This is a genomic window from Achromobacter sp. 2789STDY5608615 (genome assembly GCF_001298995.1).
GTDB lineage: Bacteria > Pseudomonadota > Gammaproteobacteria > Burkholderiales > Burkholderiaceae_B > Achromobacter > Achromobacter insuavis.
In genome coordinates this window covers 122,666-141,743 of sequence record NZ_CYTY01000002.1, presented here as the reverse complement: position 1 = coordinate 141,743, position 19,078 = coordinate 122,666, and the positions used below count along the sequence as shown (strand labels likewise).

Genomic DNA, 19,078 nt, shown 5'->3' with positions numbered 1-19,078 from the left:
CGGGCTACTCCTTGTAGGCGTAGATTTCGTAGCCGTTCTGCTCCACCAGGGCATCGCGGCGCGCGTCCTTCAGGTCGCTCTCGACCATCTCCTTGACCAGCTGGGCGAAGGTGGTGCGGGGCGACCAGCCCAGCTTTTCGCGCGCCTTGGTCGGATCGCCCAGCAGGGTCTCGACCTCGGTCGGGCGGAAGTAGCGCGGGTCGACCCGCACGATCACCTGGCCGGCCTTGATGTCGTGCACCGGGCTGAACAGCACCGTGGCCGTCTCGTTCAGGCCTTCGCCCTCCCACGCCAGCAGGATGCCCAGTTCGCGCGCGGCGGTATTGATGAACTCGCGCACGCTGTACTGCATGCCGGTGGCGATGACGTAGTCCTCCGGCGTGTCCTGCTGCAGCATCAGCCACTGCATTTCGACGTAGTCGCGCGCATGGCCCCAGTCGCGCAGCGCCGACAGGTTGCCCAGGTACAGGCATTCCTGCAGGCCCAGCACGATGCGGGCCAGGCCGCGGGTGATCTTGCGCGTCACGAAGGTCTCGCCGCGCTTGGGCGATTCGTGGTTGAACAGGATCCCGTTGCAGGCATACATGCCGTAGGCCTCGCGGTAGTTCACGCTGATCCAGTAGGCGTACAGCTTGGCCGCGGCGTAGGGGCTGCGGGGATAGAACGGCGTGCTTTCGCGCTGCGGCGTTTCCTGCACCAGCCCGTACAGCTCGGAGGTCGAGGCCTGGTAGAAGCGCGCCTTGTCCTCCAGCTTGAGGATGCGGATGGCTTCCAGCAGGCGCAGGGTGCCCAGGCCGTCGGCGTTGGCGGTGTACTCCGGCTCTTCGAACGACACCCCGACGTGGCTCTGCGCCGCCAGGTTGTAGATCTCGTCGGGTTGCACCGATTGCACGATGCGGATCAGGCTGCAGGAGTCGGTCATGTCGCCGTGGTGCAGCACGAAGTTGCGCGGCTGGTCATGCGGATCCTGGTACAGGTGATCGATGCGCGCGGTATTGAACAGCGACGCGCGCCGCTTGATGCCATGGACTTCATAGCCCTTGGCCAGCAGGAACTCGGCCAGGTATGCGCCGTCCTGTCCGGTGACGCCGGTAATCAGTGCCCGTTTTGGCATGGTTTTATCCTTAAGACTTAGTCACTGCACGAAAGGAGCCGAAGGCTGCGGAACCGATGTTCAACGAGATTACTGTCGCACCCGCCGCGGAGATATCGGCCAGAAGGTCTAAGAGATCAGCTTGTCGATAGGCAAAAAAGGACTGGATGGTTTCGTCCAGCGCGCCCAGCGCCGTCACCGTCGCCAATGCCGTCAACGCGGGCCGGCGACGCACCGAGGCGTAGATCAGCACCGTCAGAAAGGCGTAGGCCGCAAGGTGCAGGCGCTTGTCGCCGAAGGTGGCCGACATTTCGGCCGCCAGGCCCGGCAGGTTGCCCACCGTGACCAGCGTCAGGAAGAACAGCGCCGCCGCGGGCAGGCAGACCCGCGCCACGCCCGGGCGCCAGAAGGAGGAGGCCGCGCGCCGGGGCTCAGACACGGCCGTACATGTCCTGGAAACGGACGATGTCGTCCTCGCCCAGATAGGCGCCGGATTGCACCTCGATGATCTCCAGCGGGATCTTGCCGGGGTTCTCCAGGCTGTGGACCTCGCCCAGCGGAATGTAGGTCGACTGGTTCTCGGTCAGCAGGTACTGCTTGTCGCCGTTGTAGATGCGCGCGGTGCCCGACACCACCACCCAGTGCTCGGCGCGGTGATGGTGCATCTGCGACGACAGGCGCGCGCCCGGCTTCACGGTGATGCGCTTGACCTGGTAGCGCGGTCCCTGGCCCACCGAGTCGTAGGAGCCCCACGGCCGCTGCACTTCGCGGTGATGGTTCATCTCGCTGCGGTGCTGGACCTTGAAAGCCTCCACCAGCCGCTTGACGTCCTGCGAGCGGGACTTGTGCGCCACCAGCACGGCGTCGGCCGTTTCGATCACCACGATGTCGTCCAGTCCCACCGAGGCCACCAGCCGGCTGGTCGAATGGATGAGGCAGTTGCGCGAGTCCTCGACCATCACGTCGCCGCTGGTGGAATTGCCCTCGGCCGTCTTGCGGGCGATGCCCCAGACCGCGTCCCAGGCGCCGACGTCGCTCCACGGCGCGGCCAGCGGGATGACCACGGCGCTGTCGGTGCGTTCCATGATGGCGTAGTCCATCGAGTCGCTGGGGCAGGCCTCGAAGGCCGGGCCGTCCAGCTGGAACAGGCTGTTCTCGCCATGGCCGGCGGTCACCGCCGCGCGCACCTGCTCCAGGATGCGCGGCGCCAGCCGCTCCATTTCGGCCAGGAACACCGAGGCCTGGAAGGCGAACATGCCGCTGTTCCAGTAGTAGCTGCCGGTCTCGATGAAGCGCTGCGCCACTTCGGGCGAGGGCTTCTCGACAAAGCGGCGCACGCGCCGCGCCGGCGCCAGCGCGTCGGACTCGGCCGCCTGGATGTAACCGTAGCCGCTCAGCGGCGCCGTCGGCGTGATGCCGAAGGTCACCAGGGCGCCCTGGCGCGCGGCCTGGTAGGCCTCGGTGAAGGCGGCGGCCAGCACCGGGCCGTCCTCCAGCACGTGGTCGGACGGCATGATCAGCATGACCGGGTCCTCGCCGTCGCGCATCGCCCGCAGCGTGGCGGCGACGATGGCGGGCGCGGTGTTGCGGGCGTGCGGTTCGAGCACGATCTCGGCGTCCTGGATGCCCAGTTCCTGCGCCTGCTCGGCCGCGATGTAACGGTGGGCCTCGTTGCACACCAGCATCGGCTGCGCCTGGGCGCCGGCCGAGCCGAGCCGCAGCAGGGTGTTCTGCAGCAGGCTGCGGTCATCGGTCAAACGGATGAACTGCTTCGGCAGCAGCTCGCGCGACAGGGGCCACAGGCGCGAACCCGAACCGCCGCAGAGAATGACGGCCCGATAGGGGGGGGGTGGGGGTGGGTCATGGCGCTGACTCCTTGAAGTAGGCCTGGGTGTTCGGATGCGCGCCGGGATCGGCGGCGATGGCCGCCGGGGACTGCCAGCGGTAGCGGCGGTGCTGGCCCAGCGGCAGGCTGGCGGTGTCCAGCGTCAGGTCGGCCTCGTAGGCGAGGACGACGTAATGGGTGGCGCGGCCGGGCTCGCCGGCGAAATTGGTGTCATAGAAGTGTTCGTACACGCCGCGCGGCCGCCAGGCGTGAGGCGGCAGCGTCACGCCCAGTTCCTCGCGGGCGATGCGCTGCAGCGCGCGAGCCAGCGTCTCATTCTTGCGGATGCGGCCGCCGGGCACGAACCAGGCGCCCTGGGCCGGCGGATTGCTGCGCAGCCCGGTCAGGTAACGGCCCTCGGCGTCGCGCAGCAGCAGGTCGATGGACACCAGCGGCAGCATCTCCACCGCGCGGCGGAAGTCGTCCTCGGCCAGCAGGCCGGGGGCCGGCGCGGCCGGGCCGGGCGCGAAGCGCACGCGCGCCGGGACGATCAGGGGCCAGCCGAGCGGTTCAGTAGACATTTCGGCCCGTCCATCCGGAGACCGCCGTGCGGGCGATGATGATCAGGTCCATCCGGAACGTCCAGTGCTGGATGTAATAGATGTCGTGCTCGACGCGGTCGCTCATCTTGCGCAGCGTGTCGGTCTGGCCGCGCAGGCCGTTGACCTGGGCCCAGCCGGTGATGCCCGGCTTGACGCGGTGGCGCATCATGTAGCGCTGCACCAGGTCCTTGTAGAGCTCGTTGTGCTCCAGCGCGTGCGGGCGCGGGCCGACCACCGACATGTCGCCGCGCAGCACGTTCAGGAACTGCGGCAGTTCGTCCAGGCTGGTGCGGCGCAGGAAGCCGCCGATGCGGGTGATGCGGGCGTCGTTGCGGGTGGCCTGGGTGACCACGCCGTGCTCCTGGTGCACGGTCATGGTGCGGAACTTGTAGACGTGGAACACCTTGCCGTCCACGCCCAGGCGCGGCTGGGTGAACAGCACCGGGCCGCGCGAGGTCAGCTTCACCAGGCAGGCCACCGTCAGCATCACCGGCGACAGCCCCACCAGCGCGCACAGCGCGAAGGCGCGGTCGAAGGCTTCCTTGGCCAGGCCGCGCACGCCGGCGGCCGGCAGGCTGTTGAGCTGGATGGCGGGCAGGCCGAGGAATTCGCCGATGCGGTGGCCCAGCAGCCGGATCGACATCACGTCGGGGATCCAGCGGATGTCGACCAGGTCGTTGCGCAGGTGGTAGAGCACTTCGCGCAATTCCTGGCCGGCCTCCATCGGCAGCACGATCCAGACTTCTCGCACGTCGTTCTCGCGCACGAAGCCGTGCAACGCATCCAGCTCGTGCAGGCGCCGGACTTGCGGCGGCAGGTTCTCGTGGGCTTCGGCGTAGATGCCGGCGACCTCGTAGCCGGCCTCGCGGTAGCGTTCGACGCGGCGCCACAGGTCGTGGCCGAGCGCGCCGAAGCCGACCAGCAGCACGCGCTTGCGGTCCAGGCCGCGGTCGCGCGCCGCGCCCAGGACGGTGTAGGCCGCCAGGCGCACCCCGGCCAGCGCCAGGGCGACGGAGCCGAACCAGGTCGCGGCCCACAAGCGCGATACCGCCGCGCTCTGATGCATGAGAAAACTGACCAGGATGCCCAGCGCGAACACCAGGGCCCACGCCGCCAGGCTGCGCACCACCAGGTCGGTCAGGCGGCGGCCGCGCCAGGAGACATAGAGACGGAAGGCCGGGAACAGCGCGATGACGCCCAGGCCGCACAGGTAGATCAGGAACAGGTGGATCTGCGGAGGATCCGCCATCGCCTCATCCGAGAACTTCAGCTCGGTGACGGCGAGGCCGCAGATGATGACGATCGCGGCATCCAACAGCCGGTACAGATAGCTGGATCGATTCGATCTCGCCGACGTGTCCGTAAGGGACGGGTCCATCGCGTACTCCTTTGTTCGGGGAGTCGCCCTGCGGCCGCGCGAAAAACAACGGTGCACCGCCGCAAAGCATGTGGCTACCGTCGAAATCTTATTGAGTGCCCGGCGCACCCGAAACCTCCAAACGATGTAGGAGAAGGCTTAGGGCATCCGTCGAATGTGCGGGGGCTGGAAAAGAGAGTGGAATGTCGCAACCCGTTACGCATCGGGCTCCTTTCCAAGCAACGAAGTCATTCACAGTGGATTCGCCATGACGACATTTTTCGGAACGTTGAGCCGAGCCATCGCAGCCATTGCGCTCGTGTCCTCGCTGGGCGCCTGCGCCCTTTCTCCCGGCATGACCTTTGACGCCAAGCACCTGGTCGATCCCCTGGATCCGAACTCGGTGGCGCAGATCAAGGAGATCACGCCCTCCCTGGTGCTGGACGACAACCGCGCGCGTCAGGCGCTGCTGGACAACGACGGCGTTTCGCGGCTGGTCGACAAGGCCGAGCCCTATCGCATCGGCCCCGGGGACATCCTCTCGATCGTGGTCTGGGATCACCCCGAGCTCGTGCTTCCGACGCAAACCTACGCCATTGGCACTGGGGTGACCGAACTAGCCTTCGGGGACACCGCATCGGGCATTCCGGGGTATACGGTCTCCTCCACTGGATATATCCAATTTCCCTATACGGGACTGCTGAAAGTGGCGGGGTTGACTGAACTTCAGGCGCGCAATCTCATAGTCAATAGTTCGGGCAAATACATCCAGGACCCGCAGATCACGGTGCGCGTGCTGGGCTACCGCAGCAAGCGGGTCTACGTCGAAGGCGAGGTGAAGACGCCAGGCACGGTGGCGATCAACGACATTCCCATGACCTTGCTGGAAGCGATCAACCGCGCGGGCGGCGTACTGCCCACGGGTGACCGCAGCAGCGTCTATGTCATCCGCGAAGGCAAGAAGACGCGCGTGAATCTGCCCGCGCTGATCGACCGCGGCCAGGACTTGAACCAGGTCATGCTGAAGTCGGGCGACATCGTCCGGGTGACCCCGAGGGATGACAGCAAGGTGTTCGTGACCGGCGAAGTGACTACGCCGGCCACCATCGTGATGCGCGATGGCAGGTTGACGTTGAACGAGGCGCTGGGCGTGGCGGGAGGGCCCAACCAGCTGACCGCGGACTCGTCGCAAGTGTTCGTGGTGCGCAGCACCGAGCAGGCCACGCCGCTGGTGTTCCACCTGAATGCCGCCTCGCCGCAGGCTTACGCGGTGGCGGAGAAGTTCGAGTTGCAACCCAAGGATGTCGTCTTCGTGGATACGGCTGGACTGGTGCGGTGGAACCGCTTCATCAGCAATCTGTTCCCGAGCGCACAAACGGTACAGACCGTGCATTCCATCAAGTAACCCTGGAGAGCTGCATGCCGTTGCCCATCGAATCGTTCGAGCCCTCCGTCCCGGCTCGCCAGCAGGAAACCCCGCTGTCCTCGCACGTGGACGCCATCTTCTCCAACCGTTGGCTGATCATCGCCATCACCCTGATCGCGCTGCTGGGGGCCGTCGCCTACGTCATGGTGACCCCCTCGGTCTATTCGGCCGACATCATCGTCCAGGTGGAGGAGGAGCTGCCGCAAGGCCAGAACCGCAGCCTGCTGGGCGACGTCTCGGCCATCTTCGACACCAAGGCCGAGACCTCCGGCGAAATGGAGGTGCTGCGCTCGCGCATGGTGGTGGGGCCGGCCGTCGACAAGTTCATGCTGTACATCCACGCCAAGCCGCGCTATTTCCCGGTGGTGGGCGAGTGGCTGGCGCAGCGCCACGAAAGCCTGCCGTATCCGTCCGGGCTACCCCGCGGCGGCTACGCCTGGGGCGGCGAGTCGATCTCGATCTCGCAGCTGGACGTGCCCAACGAATGGCTGGGCAAGCCCTTTCGCATCACCAACCTGGGCGAAGGGGCCTACACCCTGAACGACAAGCTCACCGGCGCCACCTTCAACGGCACGGTCGGCAAGCCCGAGCATTTCCTGCTGCCCGGCGGCGGCGCGCTGGACGTGCACGTCGATGCGCTCAACGGCCGGCCCGGCACGGAGTACACCGTGTCGCGCACCTCGCGCCTGGCGGCGATCGAGGACGTGCAGTCGCGCCTGGGCATCTTCGAGCGCGGCCGCACCTCGGGCGTGATCGGGGTGACGCTGGAAGGCAACGATCCGGCGCTGACCACGGCGGTGCTGAACCAGATCGGCCAGGAGTACGTGCAGCAGAACGTCAACCGCAAGTCGGCGCAGGCCGAGAAGTCGCTGGCCTTCCTGGACCAGCAGCTGCCGCAGCTCAAGCGCGAACTGGACGCGGCCGAGACCAAGTACAACTCGCTGCGCAACAAGCGCGGCACCATCGACCTGAGCGAAGAGGCCAAGCTGATCCTGGCGCAATCGGTGGACGCCCAGACCAAGGTGATGGAACTGCGCGCCAAGCGCCAGGAGCTGATCACCCGGTTCGCGCCGACCCATCCGAGCATCGTCGCCATCGACCGCCAGATCGCCTCGCTGACCGGCGACGTCAACCGCATCGGCAACAACATCAAGCAGTTGCCTGACCTGGAGCAGGACGTGGTGCGGCTGGTGCGCGACGTGCGCGTCAACACCGAGCTGTACACGGGCCTCTTGAACAACGCCCAGCAGCTGCGCCTGATCCGCGCCGGCAAGGTCGGCAACGTGCGCATCCTGGACGCGGCGGTGCAGCCGGACAAGCCGGTTCGTCCCAAGGCCGCCATCATCATCGCCGTGGCCACGGCCATCGGCCTGATCTTCGGCGTGCTGTGCGCCTTCGTGCGCAACGCGCTGTTCGGCGGCCTGTCGGAGCCCGATGACGTCGAGCGCTACACCGGCCTGCCGGTGCTGGCCGCGATTCCCCATAGCGACCTGCAGGACAAGCTGTGGCGCCGCAGCCGGCGCAAGAACGCCACGGTGCCGGCGCTGCTGGCGCAAAGCCAGAGCACCGCGCCGCCGATCGAGAGCCTGCGCTCCTTCCGCAACGTGCTGCAGGCCTCGCTGCGCCAGTCGGCCAACAACATGGTCATGTTCACCGGCCCGGTGGCGGGCGTCGGCAAGTCGTTCCTGTCGGCCAACTTCGCCTTCATCCAGGGCGGGGTCGGCAAGCGCGTGCTGCTGATCGACGCCGACTTCCGCAAGGGCCAGCTGAACCGCTATTTCGGCGTGCCCAAGGAAGACGGCCTGTTCGAGGTGCTGTCCGGCACGCTGCCGCTGGAGCGCGTGCGCAAGCACAGCGTGTCGGAGGGGGTGGATTTCATTTCCACCGGCGCGGTTAGCTTCGATCCCTCGGAGCTGCTGGCCTCGCCGATCTTCGGCCAGACCCTGCGCGAACTGGCCAGCCAGTACGACATGGTCATCCTGGACACCGCGCCGGTGCTGTCCTCGCCCGACGCGGCGGTGGTCGGCACGCATGCGGCGGCGGTCATGGTGGTGGTGCGCTCCGGCATGAACACGGTGGGCGAGATCCGCGAAACCGCCAAGCGCCTGATCCAGGCCGGCGCCCCGGTCGACGGGGTGCTGTTCAACGGTCTGAAGCTGATGCCCGAGCGTTTCGGGTTCCGCTCCAAGTATGGCGGATACCGCTATTCGCGGGCGGCTTATTACGGTGATTTCAAGCAGAACGGCCCCAAGTAACCTCCGCGGAGAACTGGCATGCATGGAACGTTTGGCTGGGAAACCCCGCAGATCCTGGATGCGGTCTTCAAGGCGTATGACATACGCGGCACGGTGCCTGATGAAATCGACGCGCGCTTCGCCCACAGCCTGGGCATGGCGGCCGGCGTGCGGGCGCTGGAACTGGGCGCGCGCGCCATGGTGGTGGGGCGCGACGGGCGCCTGAGCAGCGTCGAACTGGCGGCGGCGCTGCAGGCCGGGCTGCGCTCGGCCGGCCTGCACGTGATCGACATCGGCATGGCGACCACGCCGATGGTCTATTTCGCGGCCCGCCTGATGGACACCGGCGCCGGCATCGCCGTCACCGGCAGCCACAATCCGCCGGCCCGCAACGGCTTCAAGATCGTGCTGGACGGCGCGTCGCTGTATGGCGACGGCATCACCGCGCTGCGCGACGCCATGCGCCTGCCGATCGAGTCGGCCAGCGTGGCCGGCGGCTGCACGCAGATGCAGATCCAGCCGTGCTACGCGGCGCGGCTGGTGGGCGACATCCGCCTGGCGCGGCCGATGAAGATCGCCATCGATTGCGGCAGCGGCGTGGCCGGCGCGGTGGCGCCGGCGCTGTTCCGGGCGCTGGGCTGCGAGGTCACGGAGCTGTTCTGCGAGGTGGACGGCGCCTTTCCCGGGCACCACCCGGACCCGGCCGATCCGCAGAACCTGCAGGACCTGATCTATTGCCTGCGCTACTCCGACTGCGAAGTCGGGCTGGCGTTCGATGGCGATGGCGACCGGCTCGGCGTGGTGACCAAGTCGGGCCAGATCATCTGGCCCGACCGCCAGCTGATCCTGTTCGCCCGCGACGTGCTGGCGCGCAACCCGGGCGCCGAGATCCTCTACGACGTCAAGTGCAGCCGCCACGTCGCGCGCGCCATCACCGAGGCCGGCGGCAAGGCCACCATGTGGAAGACGGGCCATTCGCTGATCAAGGCCAAGATGCGCGAGACCGGCGCGCTGCTGGCCGGCGAGATGAGCGGCCACATCTTCTTCAAGGAGCGCTGGTACGGCTTCGACGACGGCATCTACGCCGCCGCCCGGCTGCTGGAGATCCTGTCCGGCGCGCCCAATCCGTCGGCGCTGCTGGAGAGCCTGCCGCAGTCCTGCGCCACTCCCGAAATCAAGCTGGAAACCACCCAGGGCGAGCAGTTCGAGCTGGTCGAGGCGTTGCGCGCCGGCGGCCAGTTCCCGGGCGCGCTGTCCATCAACGACCTGGATGGCGTGCGCGTCGACTACGCCGACGGCTTCGGCCTGGCGCGGCCGTCGAACACCACGCCCACGGTGGTGTTGCGCTTCGAAGGAGACTCCGTGGCCGCCCTGGCCCGCATCGAGGAGGACTTCCGCAATGCGTTCCGGCGCGTTGCCCCCCATATCCGTTTACCGTTCTAAGGAGCATCACGCGATGGGTAATGCGAATTTTGCGAGAGAGGCCGAGGCCGCGGCCGAGGCCGACAGCCTCGCCGCCAGCCACGAATGGCGCGCTTTCGCGCAAGCGGCGCACGGCGCCGCGCTGGATGCGGGCGCCTTGAAGGTGATCGAGGCGGCGGGCCTGTGCGTGGACCTGACCATGCAGCGGCAGTCGCCCGCGCTGGACGCCGCCGCGCTGGCGCTATTGCGCGCCCGCGGCCTGGATGCGGCGCGGCAGGCGCTGTTCTCCGGCGGACCGGTCAACTGGACCGAGGGCAAGCCGGCCTGGCACACCGCGCTGCGGGCCGGCCGCACCCGCGAGCAGCCGGACGGCCAGGACCGGGATTCGGTCTGCGAGTATTCGCGCATGGCCGATTTCGTGCGGCACGTCGACCAGAACGCCGACTTCGCCACCGTGCTGCACATCGGCATCGGCGGCAGCGACTGGGGCCCGCGCCTGGCGATCCAGGCCTTCGGCGGCCCGGGCCAGCGCCGCCAGATCCGCTTCGTCTCCAACATCGACGGCCATGCTTTCCATGACGCGGTGGCCGGGCTGGACCCGCGCCGCTGCCTGGTGGTGGTGTCGTCCAAGTCCTTCACCACCGCCGAGACCCTGCACAACGCCCGCGCCGCCATCGCCTGGCTGCGGCAGGGCGGGGTGGCCGATCCGTCCGCGCACCTGGCGGCGGTCACCGCCAACGCGCCCGCAGCGCGCGCCCTCGGGGTGCCGGCGAGCCAGGTGCTCCGCATGTGCGACTGGGTCGGCGGACGCTATTCGGTCTGGTCGGTGGCCGGGCTGTCGATCGCGCTGACCGTCGGCACGGACGTGCTGATCGGCATGCGCGCCGGCGCCGAGGCCATGGACCAGCATTTCCAGCAGGCGCCGCTGGGCGCCAACGCGCCGGTGCAGCTGGCGCTGGCCGGCCTGGTCAATTGCAGCGTGCTGGGCCACGGCTCGCTCAACATCGCGGCCTACAGCGCGCGTCTGCTGCACCTGGTGACCTATCTGCAGCAGCTGGAAATGGAATCGCTGGGCAAGCGCGTCGGCGGCGACGGCGCCGCGGTGGACGTGCCGACCGCGCCGATCATCTGGGGCATGCCGGGCACCGACGGCCAGCACACCTTCTTCCAATGGCTGCACCAGAGCGCGCATGGCGCGCCGGTCGATTTCATCGCCAGCCTGCAGGGCCATCCGGACAGCCCCGACGCCCACCGCATGCTGCTGGCCAATTGCCTGGCGCAGCGCCAGGCGCTGCTGCGCGGCAAGGACCTGGAGCAGGCGCTGCTGGACGTGGCCCATGTCGAGGATCCCGAGCAGGCGCTGACGCTGGCGCACCACATGGTGCATCCGGGCGGGCGGCCGTCCACGCTGATCGTGCTGCGCCAGCTGGAGCCGCGCGCGCTGGGCGCGTTGCTGGCGCTGTATGAACACAAGGTGTTCGTGCAGAGCGTGGTGTGGGGCGTCAATCCCTTCGACCAGTGGGGCGTGGAGCTGGGCAAGCGGCTGGCCACCGGCATCGAGCGCGAGCTGGCGGTGCCGGTGTCGGCCGGCGTGGTCGACTGGGGCCACGACGCGTCCACCTCGTACTGGATCGACCGCTACCGTGGCCACGCCCAGGCGCCGCAGCCGCGCCATGCCTGGCTGCCCGGCGTGGCGGCGCATCTTTGACGGGGAGCCGGGCATGAGCGAGATGCGCGTGCTGGTCACGGGCGGCGCCGGCTACATCGGCGCCCATACCCTGGTGGCGATGCTGGCCGCCGGCCAGCGGCCGCTGGTGCTGGACAACTTCAGCAACGGCAGCCCGGAGGCGGTGCGGCGGGTCGAGCGCCTGTGCGGGACGCCGATCCCGCTGGTGCAGGGCGACATCCGCCAGACCGGCCTGGTGCAGGCGCTGCTGGCGCGCGAGGCGCGGCGCGGCGAGCCGGTGCAGGCGGTGCTGCACCTGGCCGGCTGCAAGGCCGTCGGCGAATCGGTGGCCGACCCGCTCAAGTATTACGACAACAACGTCGCGGGCTCGGTGGCGCTGCTGCGCGCCATGCGCGACGAGGGCGTGACGCGGGTGGTGTTCAGCTCGTCGGCCACCGTCTATGGCGAACCGCGCTCGCTGCCGTTCACCGAGGCGCATCCGCTGGCGCCGGCCAATCCGTATGGCCGCAGCAAGCTGATGGTCGAGCAGATGCTGCGCGACCTGTGCGCGGCCGAGCCGGCCTTCGGCGCGGTGACGCTGCGCTACTTCAATCCGATCGGCGCGCATCCCAGCGGCCAGATCGGCGAGAGCCCGCGCGACGTGCCCAACAACCTGTTCCCGTACATCACGCAGGTGGCGGTGGGGCGGCAGCCGTTCCTGAACGTGTTCGGCGACGATTACGCCACCGCGGACGGCACCGGCGTGCGCGATTACCTGCACGTCATGGACCTGGCGCAGGGCCACGTGCAGGCGCTGGCCTACGCCGCCGGCCATCCCGGCTTCGTGGCGGTCAACCTGGGCACGGGACGCGGCACCAGCGTGCTGGAACTGGTGCATGCGTTCGAGCGCGTCAGCCAGCGCCGCATCCCGCTGCGCACCGGGCCGCGCCGCCCCGGCGATATCGAGCGGATGTGGGCCGACCCGGCGCTGGCGGCGTCGCTGCTGGGCTGGCACAGCACCCGCGGGGTCGAGGCCATGTGCGCCGACGGCTGGCGCTGGCAGCAGGGCAACCCGAGCGGCTACGACACCGATCCGCCGCCGCCATAACCCCTGCGCCGTGTCGGATGGGTTCCGCGAAGCGGGCCGAGCGGTTACAGTTGACGGATATATTGCAAAGCAGCATCGCCGCGCGGCCCCGCCGCCGCGGGCGATGCACCGTCATCGAGGCCCCCTCATGTTCGATTCTCTTTTGTCTGCCGTTCCGTCCGGCGCCCAGCAGGGGCTGTTCCTATGAGCGGCCCGGCCTACCTTCCTTCCGCCCACTGGAACCTGGATAGCATCGTCTCGGGCCTGCGCGAGGCGCGCGTGGCCTGGCGCGGTCCGCGCGGCCGCCTGCGCGAAGACGCCGGCCTGCGCGAGTTTCCGTCGCAGGAAAGCCTGCGCCAGATCATCAAGGATCTCTGTGGCGCCTTGTTCCCGATGCGCCTGGGGCCCATCGACCTGCGCGAGGAAGTCGAGGATTTCTACGTCGGCCACACCATCGGCGCGGCGCTGGACGCGCTGCTGCACCAGGTCGGCCTGGAGCTGCAGTACGTCGGCCGCGATGATCCGGCGCTGCTGGCCGATTCGCAGCTGCGCGCCATCGAGATCGTGCGCCAGTTCGGCGCCGAGCTGCCGCGCGTGCGCGCCGCGCTCGACCTGGACGTGACCGCCGCCTACCAGGGCGACCCGGCCGCGCACAGCGTCGACGAGGTGCTGCTGTGCTATCCCGGCGTGGCCGCCATGATCCACCACCGCCTGGCCAACGTGCTGTACCGCCTGGGCGTGCCGATGCTGGCGCGCATCGTGGCCGAGATCGCGCATGCCGACACCGGCATCGACATCCATCCGGGCGCGACCATCGGCCGCAGCTTCTTCATCGACCACGGCACCGGCGTGGTGATCGGCGAAACCGCCATCATCGGCGACCGCGTGCGGCTCTACCAGATGGTCACGCTGGGCGCCAAGCGCTTCCCGCCGGGCGAGAACGGCGAACTCAAGAAAGGCCTGGCGCGCCACCCGCTGATCGAAGATGATGTGGTCATCTACGCGGGCGCCACCATCCTGGGTCGCGTCACCATCGGCAAGGGCTCGACCATCGGCGGCAACGTCTGGCTCACGCGCAGCGTGCCGCCGGGCAGCAACGTGACCCAGGCCAGCCTGGTCAGCGACATGCCGGATTGTGGCCTGGGCGGCTGATACGGCGTCCGCGTTTCGGCTGGGCGGCCCTGGCGCCGCCCGTTTCTCGCCTGGGCGGCACTGACCCCCGGGATTCGATACGGGAGCCTGGATGGACACACGTGTTTCGGATCTGGCCGCGCTGCGCGGCTTCGTCGACCGCCACCCGCGGCTGTTCGTGCTGACCGGGGCGGGCGTCAGCACCGATTCCGGCATTCCCGACTACCGCGACACCGACGGCGAATGGAAACGTTCGCCGCCCATGACGCTGCAGACCTTCATGGGCGCCGAACTGGCGCGGGCGCGCTACTGGGCCCGCAGCATGGTGGGCTGGCGCCGTTTTGGCAAGGTACAGCCGAATGCCGCCCATCGCGCGCTGGCGCAGTTGCAGCAGCGCGGCCGGGTGTCGATCCTGGTGACGCAGAACGTCGATGGCCTGCACGAGGCCGCCGGCAGCCGCGACGTGGTCGACCTGCATGGCCGGCTCGACCAGGTGCGCTGCATGAATTGCGACTGGCGCGGCGGCCGCGACGCCTGGCAGGACGCGCTGCACCAGCGCAACCCCGGCTGGATCGCCTTCGAGGCCGACGATGCGCCCGACGGCGACGCCGACCTGGAGGGCGTGGACTTCGCCACGTTCCAGGTGCCGCCCTGTCCGGTTTGCGGCGGCATCGTCAAGCCCGACGTGGTGTTCTTCGGCGAGACCGTGCCGCGCGAGCGGGTCGACCGCGCCAACGCCGGCCTGATGGCGGCCGACGCGGTGCTGGTGGTGGGCTCGTCGCTGATGGTCTATTCGGGCTACCGCTTCGTCACGGCCGCCTCGCGCAATGGCATGCCCATCGCGGCCATCAACCTGGGCCGCACCCGGGCCGACAACCTGTTGACGCTCAAGGTCGAGCTGCCCAGCGCCATGGCGCTGGAGGCGCTGACGGCGGCATAAAAGCGGGACGGACAGCGGCCGGTTTTTGACCGGTTTAACCAAGTGCCCGCCCTGTAAGGATTTTTTTGCGCCGTTACAGACCTTTCCATAGGGTTGTCCACAGATACTGTGGATAATTCCTAGGGATTACCCCGATTTTGTGAGCATGTTGGGGCCATTTTCGACCAACGCGTGGTCATCTGGCCCCGGTATTCAGCCTTCGGCGTCGGGGATGTCATCGCCCAGCAGGGCCTTGCGCGCCGCGTGCCAGCTGCCCGCGTCCGGGGCGTACAGCAGGCCGCCGCTGCGGTGGGTGGGCTTGTACGGCGAGCCGTCGAAGCGCGCCGCGTAGCCGCCGGCCTCGCGGTGCAGCAGCCAGCCGGCCGCGTGGTCCCAGGCGGTCAGCTGGTTGTACAGGGCGACGTGGCTGTGGCCGGCCGCCAGCATGCGGTATTCATGGGCGGCGCAGCGCAGGTTGGCGGTGCTGCCCAGGCGCGACAGGTTGCCGTTGACCGTGGTGCGCAGCGGCTCGGGCAGGAAGCCGGTGGAGATCAGGCCGTCCATGTCCTCGGGCGGCGCGGGGCTGGCCACCGCCAGTTTCGCCTGCTTGCCGTTCTCGTACTCCATCCACGCGCCTTCGCCGCGCACCGCCAGCGCGCTGTCGCGGCTGACCGGGTCGTAGATCACGCCGGCGATCACGTCGCCGCGATGGCAGGCCGCGATCATCATGCCGAACAGCGGCAGGCCGGCGACGTAGTTGCGGGTGCCGTCGATGGGGTCGATCAGGAACGCCAGATCGGCGTCCACCAGCATGTTCAGCAGGGCGGGGTTGCGGGTCGAGGCTTCCTCGCCGATCAGCACGGCGCCCGGGTGCAGCTTGGACAGGCGCGCGGCGATCAGGCGCTCGGCGGCCTCGTCGGCGTCGGTCACCAGGTCGCGCGGCGAGCTCTTGTCGCGCACGCTGCCCTCGGGCAGGTTGCGAAAGCGCGGCATGACCTCCGCCTGCGCGGCTTCGGCCAGGATGCCGGCCAGCTTGCGGGTGTCCTCACGGGTAAAGGTTCTGCTCATAGTCGCTCGTCCAGGGAACGCGCAAATCTATCACGCCTGGGCGGCATTTGATCGCGATTTATAACCGCATGAACTTAAAGGGGATTTTGTACCTGTGCAGGAGTTATCTGCCAGGTTGTCCACAATTCCTGGGGATAAACGGGACCGGAGCCCCGTTTATCTTCCCCCGGGCGGGCGCCCGGGGGAGGCAGGACGCGCTCAGGCGCCCAGGTCGACGCAGAGGTACTTGATCTCGAGGTATTCCTCGATGCCGTACTTCGAGCCCTCGCGGCCCAGGCCGGATTGCTTGACGCCGCCGAACGGGCCGACTTCGTTGGAGATCAGGCCGGTGTTGATGCCGACGATGCCGTACTCCAGCGCCTCCGACACGCGCCAGATGCGGGCGTAGTCGCGGGTGAAGAAGTAGGCGGCCAGGCCGAAGATGGTGTCGTTGGCCATGCCGATGACTTCCTCTTCGGACTCGAAGCGGAACAGCGGCGCCACCGGGCCGAAGGTTTCCTCGGTCGCGAAGCGCATCGACTGGGTCACGTCGCGCACCACGGTCGGCTCGAAGAACGTGCCGCCCAGCGCGTGCGGCTTGCCGCCGGCGATGACCTTGGCGCCGTGCGCGGTGGCGTCGGCGATGTGCTCCTGCACCTTCTCGACCGCGCTGGCGTCGATCAGCGGACCCTGCGTCACGCCGTCGCCGAAGCCGTCGCCGACCTTCATGGCGTTGACCTTGGCCACCAGGCGCTTGGCGATTTCCTCGTACACGCCGGCCTGCACGTAGATGCGGTTGGCGCAGACGCAGGTCTGGCCGGCGTTGCGGTACTTCGAGGCCAGGATGCCGTCGACCGCGCGGTCCAGGTCGGCGTCGTCGAACACGATGAACGGCGCGTTGCCGCCCAGTTCCAGCGACAGCTTCTTGATGGTGGGGGCGCATTGCTCCATCAGCGTGCGGCCGACTTCGGTCGAGCCGGTGAAGCTCAGCTTGCGCACCACGTCGCTTTCGCACAGCGCCGCGCCGATCTCGCGCGAGCTGCCGGTGATGACGTGGAACACGCCGGCCGGCACGCCGGCTTCCTCGGCCAGCACCGCCAGCGCCAGCGCGGTCAGCGGCGTCTGCTGGGCGGGCTTGACCACCATGGTGCAGCCGGCGGCCAGGGCCGGGCCGACCTTGCGGGTGATCATGGCGGCGGGGAAGTTCCACGGCGTGATGGCGGCGGTGACGCCGATCGGCTGCTTGAGCGCCAGCAGGCGCTGGCCGGCCTTGGGGCTTTGCAGCACGTCGCCGTCGATGCGCTTGGCTTCCTCGGCGAACCACTCCAGGAACGAGGCGGCGTAGGCGATTTCACCGGCGGCCTCGGTCACGGGCTTGCCCTGTTCCGAGGTCATGATGGCGGCCAGGTCCTGCTGGTTCTGCATCATCAGCTGGGCCCACTTCAGCAGGATCGCGGCGCGTTCCTTGCCGGTCTTGGCGCTCCAGGCGGGCAGGGCGGCCTCGGCGCTGGCGATGGCCTGCTCGGTCTCCTTGCGGCCCAGCTTGGGCACCGACACGATGGTCTTGCCGGTGGAGGGGTTGTCCACGGGGATCGACGGGCCGTTGCCGGCGGATACCCACTTGCCGTCGATGTAGCAGGCGTCGCGCAGCAGTTCCGGGCGCGCCAGGGGATGGGTCAAAGAAGTCATTGCAATAGTCCTAAGAGTTAGGCCCACCCCCGAAGCGCTGCGCGCTTCCCCCTCAAGGGGGCATGCCCGCGGACCGGCGGAGCCGGATCCGCGGCATCCCGATGGGGGCGCCGGCTCAGGATTGTGGGATGGCGCGATAACGCCATGGAAAACGGATATCCGGCCGGGCGCGGCTCAAGCCCGTTGAGGCTGCCGCTACCGGCCGGATGAACGAAATGCGCCCGGTTCCTATGCTGCCAGGGCCTCGGACAGGATGGCCAGCGCGCGATCGAACTGGGCGTCGGGGATGGTCAAGGGGTACAGGAAGCGCAGGACGTTGCCGTACACGCCGCAGCTCAGCAAGATCAGGCCTTGCTCGATGGCGCGGGCCTGCACCTTCTTGACCGCCTCGGCGTCGGGCTTGCCGTTGGCGTCGTTCAGTTCCAGCGCCACCATCGAACCCAGGCCGCGCACGTCGGCGATGCCCGGCACCTTGGCGCGCAGGCCCTCGAGGTGGGCGCGCAGCTTGTCGCCCAGCTGCACCGCGCGTTCGCACAGCTTTTCTTCGGCAATCACGTCCAGCACGGCGTGGGCCGCGGCCACCGCCAGCGGGTTGCCGGCGTAGGTGCCGCCCAGGCCGCCCGCGGCCGGGCCGTCCATGACGTCGGCGCGGCCGACCACGCCCGAGATCGGGAAGCCGCCGCCCAGGCTCTTGGCCATGGTGATCAGGTCGGCCTGCACCGAGTGGTGCTCCATGGCGAACAGCTTGCCGGTGCGGCCGAAGCCGGTCTGCACTTCGTCGGCGATCAGCAGGATGCCGTGTTCGTCGCAGAGCTTGCGCAGGGCCACCATCAGTTCGGGCGGGGTGATGTTGAAGCCGCCTTCGCCCTGCACCGGTTCGATGATGATCGCGGCGACGCGCTTGGGATCGATGTCGACCTTGAACAGCAGGTCCAGCGCCTTGAGCGAGTCGGCCACGGTGATCGACTGGGTGCCGTTGGGGAACGGCACGTGGTAGATGTCGCCCGGCATCGGGCCGAACGACAGCTTGTAGGGGGCGACCTTGCCGGTCAGCGCCATGCCCAGCATGGTGCGGCCGTGGAACGAGCCCGAGAAGGCGATGACGCCCGAACGGCCGGTGGCCGAGCGCGCGATCTTGATGGCGTTTTCAACGGCTTCGACGCCGGTGGTGAAGAAGGCGGACTTCTTCAGGCCGTCGATCGGGGCCAGGCGGTTGATGCGCTCGGCCAGCGAGACGTAGCCTTCGTACGGCACGATCTGGTAGGCCGTGTGGGTGAAGTTGTCGAGCTGGGCGCTGACGGCGGCCTTGACCTTGGGGTGCAGGTGGCCGGTGTTCAGCACCGCGATGCCGCCCGCGAAGTCGATGTATTCCTTGCCGTTGGCGTCCCACAGCGTGGCGTTCTCGGCGCGCACGGCATAGAAGTCGCACATGACGCCGACGCCGCGCGGCGTGGCCAGGGAACGGCGGGTATTCAAATCCTGATTCTTCATCTCAGCCTCGAATGGCAAGTGGGCGGTAAACCCTTACTTTAATGCTACTATGGCCCCATTGGTGGGAACCACTTTTATAAATCAGGTAG

The 19,078-nt window shown here is 68.4% G+C and carries 15 protein-coding genes; 7 read left to right on the top strand and 8 right to left on the bottom strand.

Annotated elements, in window-relative coordinates; genetic code table 11:
- Positions 1-4 precede the first annotated feature (4 nt).
- The 5 genes from gmd to AOZ49_RS02240 all read right to left on the bottom strand — a co-directional run bounded on the left by gmd (position 5) and on the right by AOZ49_RS02240 (position 4,898).
- Positions 5-1,114, bottom strand: a complete 1,110-nt coding sequence (gene gmd, locus AOZ49_RS02260; RefSeq protein WP_054431952.1) for a GDP-mannose 4,6-dehydratase — start codon at positions 1,112-1,114, stop codon at positions 5-7.
- Positions 1,115-1,124: 10 nt separating this feature from the next.
- Entirely contained in the window at positions 1,125-1,487 is a 363-nt protein-coding gene (locus AOZ49_RS02255; protein WP_054431979.1) for a VanZ family protein, read from the bottom strand.
- Between the two features lie 37 nt (positions 1,488-1,524).
- Positions 1,525-2,922, bottom strand: coding sequence for a mannose-1-phosphate guanylyltransferase/mannose-6-phosphate isomerase (locus tag AOZ49_RS02250; RefSeq protein WP_197286687.1), 1,398 nt, complete (start codon positions 2,920-2,922; stop codon positions 1,525-1,527).
- 31 nt (positions 2,923-2,953) lie between these two features.
- Positions 2,954-3,415: a GDP-mannose mannosyl hydrolase gene (locus AOZ49_RS02245; RefSeq protein WP_156333210.1), complete on the bottom strand. Its 462-nt coding sequence runs from the start codon at positions 3,413-3,415 to the stop codon at positions 2,954-2,956.
- 73 nt (positions 3,416-3,488) lie between these two features.
- Positions 3,489-4,898: an undecaprenyl-phosphate glucose phosphotransferase gene (locus AOZ49_RS02240; RefSeq protein WP_054474197.1), complete on the bottom strand. Its 1,410-nt coding sequence runs from the start codon at positions 4,896-4,898 to the stop codon at positions 3,489-3,491.
- A 247-nt stretch (positions 4,899-5,145) separates the two neighbouring features.
- Here AOZ49_RS02240 and AOZ49_RS02235 point away from each other — a divergent pair, with 247 nt between their 5' ends.
- From AOZ49_RS02235 to AOZ49_RS02205, 7 genes are all read left to right on the top strand, one after another.
- Complete coding sequence (locus tag AOZ49_RS02235) at positions 5,146-6,282, top strand: polysaccharide biosynthesis/export family protein (RefSeq protein ID WP_054431949.1); 1,137 nt, start codon at positions 5,146-5,148, stop codon at positions 6,280-6,282.
- Positions 6,283-6,296: 14 nt separating this feature from the next.
- A complete protein-coding gene (locus AOZ49_RS02230) occupies positions 6,297-8,558 on the top strand; it encodes a GNVR domain-containing protein (protein ID WP_054431948.1) in 2,262 nt (753 codons plus the stop codon).
- 18 nt (positions 8,559-8,576) lie between these two features.
- Positions 8,577-9,980 carry a phosphomannomutase/phosphoglucomutase gene (locus AOZ49_RS02225; RefSeq protein ID WP_054474196.1) on the top strand — a complete coding sequence of 468 codons (1,404 nt, stop codon included), beginning with the start codon at positions 8,577-8,579 and terminating at the stop codon, positions 9,978-9,980.
- Between the two features lie 13 nt (positions 9,981-9,993).
- On the top strand, positions 9,994-11,667 hold the full coding sequence (pgi, locus tag AOZ49_RS02220) for a glucose-6-phosphate isomerase (protein ID WP_054474195.1): 1,674 nt from the start codon (positions 9,994-9,996) through the stop codon (positions 11,665-11,667).
- A 13-nt stretch (positions 11,668-11,680) separates the two neighbouring features.
- On the top strand, positions 11,681-12,733 hold the full coding sequence (gene galE / locus AOZ49_RS02215) for a UDP-glucose 4-epimerase GalE (protein ID WP_054431946.1): 1,053 nt from the start codon (positions 11,681-11,683) through the stop codon (positions 12,731-12,733).
- A gap of 183 nt (positions 12,734-12,916) precedes the next feature.
- The gene (gene epsC / locus AOZ49_RS02210; RefSeq protein WP_054431945.1) at positions 12,917-13,864 is read left to right on the top strand and encodes a serine O-acetyltransferase EpsC; all 948 of its coding nucleotides are present in this window, start codon (positions 12,917-12,919) and stop codon (positions 13,862-13,864) included.
- Between the two features lie 91 nt (positions 13,865-13,955).
- Positions 13,956-14,783 carry an NAD-dependent protein deacetylase gene (locus AOZ49_RS02205; RefSeq protein WP_054431944.1) on the top strand — a complete coding sequence of 276 codons (828 nt, stop codon included), beginning with the start codon at positions 13,956-13,958 and terminating at the stop codon, positions 14,781-14,783.
- Positions 14,784-14,975: 192 nt separating this feature from the next.
- Here the strand turns inward: AOZ49_RS02205 and AOZ49_RS02200 are convergent, their stop codons facing one another.
- From AOZ49_RS02200 to gabT, 3 genes are all read right to left on the bottom strand, one after another.
- Positions 14,976-15,830, bottom strand: coding sequence for an inositol monophosphatase family protein (locus tag AOZ49_RS02200; protein ID WP_054431943.1), 855 nt, complete (start codon positions 15,828-15,830; stop codon positions 14,976-14,978).
- 198 nt (positions 15,831-16,028) lie between these two features.
- Positions 16,029-17,498, bottom strand: coding sequence for an NAD-dependent succinate-semialdehyde dehydrogenase (locus AOZ49_RS02195; RefSeq protein ID WP_054431942.1), 1,470 nt, complete (start codon positions 17,496-17,498; stop codon positions 16,029-16,031).
- A gap of 228 nt (positions 17,499-17,726) precedes the next feature.
- Positions 17,727-18,989, bottom strand: a complete 1,263-nt coding sequence (gene gabT / locus AOZ49_RS02190; RefSeq protein ID WP_054431941.1) for a 4-aminobutyrate--2-oxoglutarate transaminase — start codon at positions 18,987-18,989, stop codon at positions 17,727-17,729.
- Positions 18,990-19,078 lie beyond the last annotated feature (89 nt).

What these genes read in the sequence shown, in the direction of transcription:
- gmd (WP_054431952.1), bottom strand. Translation starts at nt 1,114, where the DNA reads ATGCCAAAACGGGCACTGATTACCGGCGTCACCGGACAGGACGGCGCA.
- AOZ49_RS02240 (WP_054474197.1), bottom strand. Translation starts at nt 4,898, where the DNA reads ATGGACCCGTCCCTTACGGACACGTCGGCGAGATCGAATCGATCCAGC.
- AOZ49_RS02235 (WP_054431949.1), top strand. Translation starts at nt 5,146, where the DNA reads ATGACGACATTTTTCGGAACGTTGAGCCGAGCCATCGCAGCCATTGCG.
- AOZ49_RS02230 (WP_054431948.1), top strand. Translation starts at nt 6,297, where the DNA reads ATGCCGTTGCCCATCGAATCGTTCGAGCCCTCCGTCCCGGCTCGCCAG.
- AOZ49_RS02225 (WP_054474196.1), top strand. Translation starts at nt 8,577, where the DNA reads ATGCATGGAACGTTTGGCTGGGAAACCCCGCAGATCCTGGATGCGGTC.
- pgi (WP_054474195.1), top strand. Translation starts at nt 9,994, where the DNA reads ATGGGTAATGCGAATTTTGCGAGAGAGGCCGAGGCCGCGGCCGAGGCC.
- galE (WP_054431946.1), top strand. Translation starts at nt 11,681, where the DNA reads ATGAGCGAGATGCGCGTGCTGGTCACGGGCGGCGCCGGCTACATCGGC.
- epsC (WP_054431945.1), top strand. Translation starts at nt 12,917, where the DNA reads ATGAGCGGCCCGGCCTACCTTCCTTCCGCCCACTGGAACCTGGATAGC.
- AOZ49_RS02205 (WP_054431944.1), top strand. Translation starts at nt 13,956, where the DNA reads ATGGACACACGTGTTTCGGATCTGGCCGCGCTGCGCGGCTTCGTCGAC.
- AOZ49_RS02200 (WP_054431943.1), bottom strand. Translation starts at nt 15,830, where the DNA reads ATGAGCAGAACCTTTACCCGTGAGGACACCCGCAAGCTGGCCGGCATC.
- AOZ49_RS02195 (WP_054431942.1), bottom strand. Translation starts at nt 17,498, where the DNA reads ATGACTTCTTTGACCCATCCCCTGGCGCGCCCGGAACTGCTGCGCGAC.
- gabT (WP_054431941.1), bottom strand. Translation starts at nt 18,989, where the DNA reads ATGAAGAATCAGGATTTGAATACCCGCCGTTCCCTGGCCACGCCGCGC.